Source organism: Actinophytocola sp. (assembly GCF_035942955.1).
Classification (GTDB): Bacteria; Actinomycetota; Actinomycetes; order Mycobacteriales; family Pseudonocardiaceae; genus DASYTH01.
The window spans coordinates 1-3,606 of the sequence record NZ_DASZCQ010000050.1 but is presented as its reverse complement, the minus strand read 5'-3'; the positions used below and the strand labels follow the sequence as shown (position 1 = coordinate 3,606).

The window sequence follows — 3,606 nt, the reverse complement described above, 5'->3', positions numbered from 1 at the left end:
TGGATCGGCGGTGTAGCCGACCTTGGTCAGGTTGCGCTTGGTGAACTCGTCGGTGTTGACGATCACCGTGCCGCCGGCCGGCAGGTCCGCGATGTTCGCCTTGAGCGCGGCCGGGTTCATCACCACCAGCACGTCCGGACGATCACCCGGAGTCAGAATGTCGTGATCGGCGAAGTGCAGCTGGAAGCTCGACACACCGGGCAACGTCCCGGCGGGAGCCCGGATCTCGGCCGGAAAGTTCGGCAGCGTAGCCAGATCATTACCGAACGCGGCCGCTTCGGACGTGAACCGGTCACCGGTCAGCTGCATGCCGTCGCCCGAGTCACCGGCGAACCGGATCACCACCCGGTCCAGCTTGATCGACGGGCCTGGGGCGCCCGCTTCCGCAGTCACCAGTACCGATCCTCCGTCCGATCTTCGTTCCCATCGTCAGCATGCGGAGACGTGCCTGAGGGGCACATGAGCGGCACTCAAGCACGCATCGATCGTTCAGCCCCGAGCGAAATTCGCCGAGGTGCTTGGCCCGCTGCCGGCCATCTGCGTCCGAAGTGTCGGACCCGGCGGTTAATGTCACGGCGTGGTGACCGTCGAGCAGATCCGGGCCGTGGCGCTGTCGCTGCCCCGGGCGTACGAGGCCCTGGTGCGCGACCGGATCAAGTTCCGGGTCGGGCAGATCGTCTTCGTGGCGCTGTCCCGGGACGAGACGATCATGGGGTTCGGGTTTCCCAAGGAGGAGCGGGACGCGCTGATCGCCAGCGCGCCGGAGAAGTTCCACCTGCCGGGGAAGTCCGACCTGCGCTACCACTGGGTGCAGGTCTGGCTGTCCGAGATCGACGAGCAGGAGATGCGCGAGCTGGTCACCGAGGCCTGGCGGATGTGCGTGCCCAAGAAGGTGTCGGCGCAGGTGCCATGAGAGGTCACGACATCACCTCGCAAGCTCGGTGACGGACACCCTGCCGCCCCGTTCCTCGGCGCAGGTAGTGCCTGATGGTTCGCTCCGCACGCTCCACTCACCGGAACGCCGAGATCACCTTGGCCAGCCGGGCCAGCGGCTCGGCGTCGGTCAGGTCGGGCAGCCGCACCATGACCTCGGCGACGCCCGCCTCGGCCAGCTCGCGGAACCGCCCGACGTGGTCGTCGACGGTGCCGGCGTGCATCGCGGCGGCGTACCGGGCCGGGTCCTGGCGGGGCGAGCGCAGCCGGTCGACGAGGGCGGCGACCTCGCGGTCGTCGGCGCCGACCAGCGCGGTGCACAGGTGGGTCAGCTCGATGGGCTCGCGGCCGGCCTCGGCGCAGTGCGCGCGCAGCACCGCTGCCTTGTGCCGCACGGTGTCCAGGTCGCCGAGCACGTTGGCGGCGTCGGCGTGCCGCGCGGCGAGCCGCAGCGTGCGCCGCTCTCCCCCGCCGCCCAGGATGATCGGGACGTGCTCCTGCAGCGGGCGCGGGTAGCAGGCGGCCTCGGGCACGGACAGGACCCGGCCCTCGAACGCGGGGCTGCCAGGCCCCCACAGCAGCGGCAGCAGCCGCAGCGCGTCCTCCAGCAGCGCGTACCGCCGGTCGACGGGCGGAAAGTCCCAGCCGTAGGCGGCGTGCTCGGCGGCGAACCAGGCGAGGCCGAGGCCGCACACGGCCCGGCCGCCGCTGAGCACGTCCAGCGTGGCGACGATCTTGCCGAGGTGCGCGACGTTGCGGTACGTCACGCCGGTGACCAGCGCGCCCAGCCTGGCCCGCGTGGTGCACGCGGCGAGGTAGGCCAGCGTCGTGTAGCTCTCCAGGAAGTTCTCCCAGGCCCGGCCGATCTGCGGGATCTGCCGGAAGTGATCCATCACGTAGATCGCGTCGAAGCCGGCGTCCTCGGCGGCCGCGGCGATCTCGCGCAGCCGCTCGGCGGTCGCGGGCGTGCCGCCGGTGAACGTGAACGTGGACAGGTGCAGCCCGAACCGCAGCCCGGTCGGCCGCTCCCGCTGGCGTTCCGCGGCCCGCGACGACGTGACGAACGCCGCCGGCACCACGCGAACCGGTTGCGGGGCAAGGACTTCGGCGTATCCCTCGGTACCGAGCAGGTCGCGGACCCGGCGCCAGGCGCGCAGCTGCGCGGTCAGCGCGTCGGCCGGGATCCGCTTGGCGCGACCGCGGTTGCGCGCCCGGCACTCGGCGGCCGGGGTGTCGAACGCGACCGCCACGCACGGCAGGTCGTGCCGGCGGGCCAGCTCCAGCCAGGCCAGCCTGCGGTCGGTGTCCAGGCCCAGCGTGTCGATCACGGTGGTCAGCCGGCGCCGCAGCCGCACCGCCACGATCTGCTCGAGCAGCGCGAAGGCGTCGGTGCTGGCCGCGATGTCGTCCTCGCCGGCGCCGGCCAGCGCGCGCAGCCGGTCGCTGGACACGATGGTGTCGGCCGGGAAGTGGGCCTGTGCCCAGGTCGTCTTGCCGGAGGCGCCCGGCCCGACCAGCACCACCACGCACGGCGAAGGCAGGTTCAGGATCACCCGATCAGCCTAGGCCGGGCGTCTCTTGCGCCGGGACCTAACGTAGGTGGCGGGGGGTTGACGAGGCAAAGGGGCCGCAGTCATGCATATCCGACGTCTGTTGGGCATTCTCACCGCCGCCGTGGCGGCCGCCGCACTACTGGCCGCGCCGGCGCAGGCGACACCGGAGGAGAACGCGCCGCCTGCCGGGCTGGTCGGTGGTGACATCAGCAACGAGCGCCTTGCGCAGGTGCTCAATCTGCTGGAGCGGGCCAGCCGGGGCCGGGTCGACGTGCGCAGCGTCGGCACCAGCAACGAGGGCCGGCCGATCCACTTCGCGACGGTCGGGCACGGCCCGGTCCGCATCCTGTACATCACCCAGCAGCACGGCAACGAGCCGCTCGGCACGCCGGCCGCCGTCCGTGCACTGTGGACACTCGGGGTGCCGAGCACGCCGTGGCACCGCCGGCTGCTCAGCCAGGTGACGCTGGGTGTCATCGTGCGGGCCAACCCGGACGGGCACGCGCGGAACTGGCGCTACAACTTCGATCCGGACGCGGATCCGGAGTTCGGGCAGCGTGGCCAGGGCTACGACATCAACCGCTACCACAACCCGGACATGGCGCCCGAGGACAACCCGGTTCCCGAGGCGGCCGCGATCCAGCGCACGTTCCGGGCGATGCGCCCGGCCATCGTGATCGACTACCACATGCAGGGCCGGTTCCAGTTCCCCGACGGCCGGCCGATCACCACCTCGATCTTCTGGCCGTCCGTCCCGACCGCTCCGGCGGACGCGGTGACGCGGTCCAAGCAGGTGACCGCGTTCAACTACGACGTGCTGACCAGGGCGGTGGGCGCCGGCGTTTCGCAGTACCCGGGCACCGACCACCCGGGCATCGCCCGCAACGCTTACGGAACCCTCGGCGCGGCCTCGATGCTGCTCGAGCTGTCCAGTGTGGACGAAGCGCAGGAGGAGTTCCAGATCACCACGGCCTACGTGTCGATGCTGGCCACCCTGGTCGCGGCGGCCGACGGCTCGCTGTGGCGCGTCGACCCGGCCAGGGCCGACCAGATCCCGCCGCGCGGTCCCGCCGTGCCGGATCCGGCGGAGGCCGAGCATGCCAACGAGGACGACGCCGCC

At 71.7% G+C, this 3,606-nt stretch carries 4 protein-coding genes; 2 read left to right on the top strand and 2 right to left on the bottom strand.

The features are described 5' to 3' along the window. Positions 1 to 393, bottom strand: a 393-nt coding sequence (locus VGX25_RS05105; protein ID WP_326916421.1) for a 2-oxoacid:acceptor oxidoreductase family protein, incomplete at its 3' end; no start/stop codon positions are given. Positions 394 to 577: 184 nt separating this feature from the next. Here VGX25_RS05105 and VGX25_RS05100 point away from each other — a divergent pair. Beyond that, the gene (locus VGX25_RS05100; RefSeq protein ID WP_326916420.1) at positions 578 to 913 is read left to right on the top strand and encodes an MmcQ/YjbR family DNA-binding protein; all 336 of its coding nucleotides are present in this window, start codon (positions 578 to 580) and stop codon (positions 911 to 913) included. A 97-nt stretch (positions 914 to 1,010) separates the two neighbouring features. Here the strand turns inward: VGX25_RS05100 and VGX25_RS05095 are convergent, their stop codons facing one another. Continuing rightward, positions 1,011 to 2,486: a TIGR03560 family F420-dependent LLM class oxidoreductase gene (locus VGX25_RS05095; RefSeq protein WP_326916419.1), complete on the bottom strand. Its 1,476-nt coding sequence runs from the start codon at positions 2,484 to 2,486 to the stop codon at positions 1,011 to 1,013. Between the two features lie 82 nt (positions 2,487 to 2,568). Between VGX25_RS05095 and VGX25_RS05090 the strand changes: the two genes are divergently transcribed. Continuing rightward, on the top strand, positions 2,569 to 3,606 hold a 1,038-nt coding region (locus VGX25_RS05090), incomplete at its 3' end, for a M14 family zinc carboxypeptidase (RefSeq protein ID WP_326916418.1).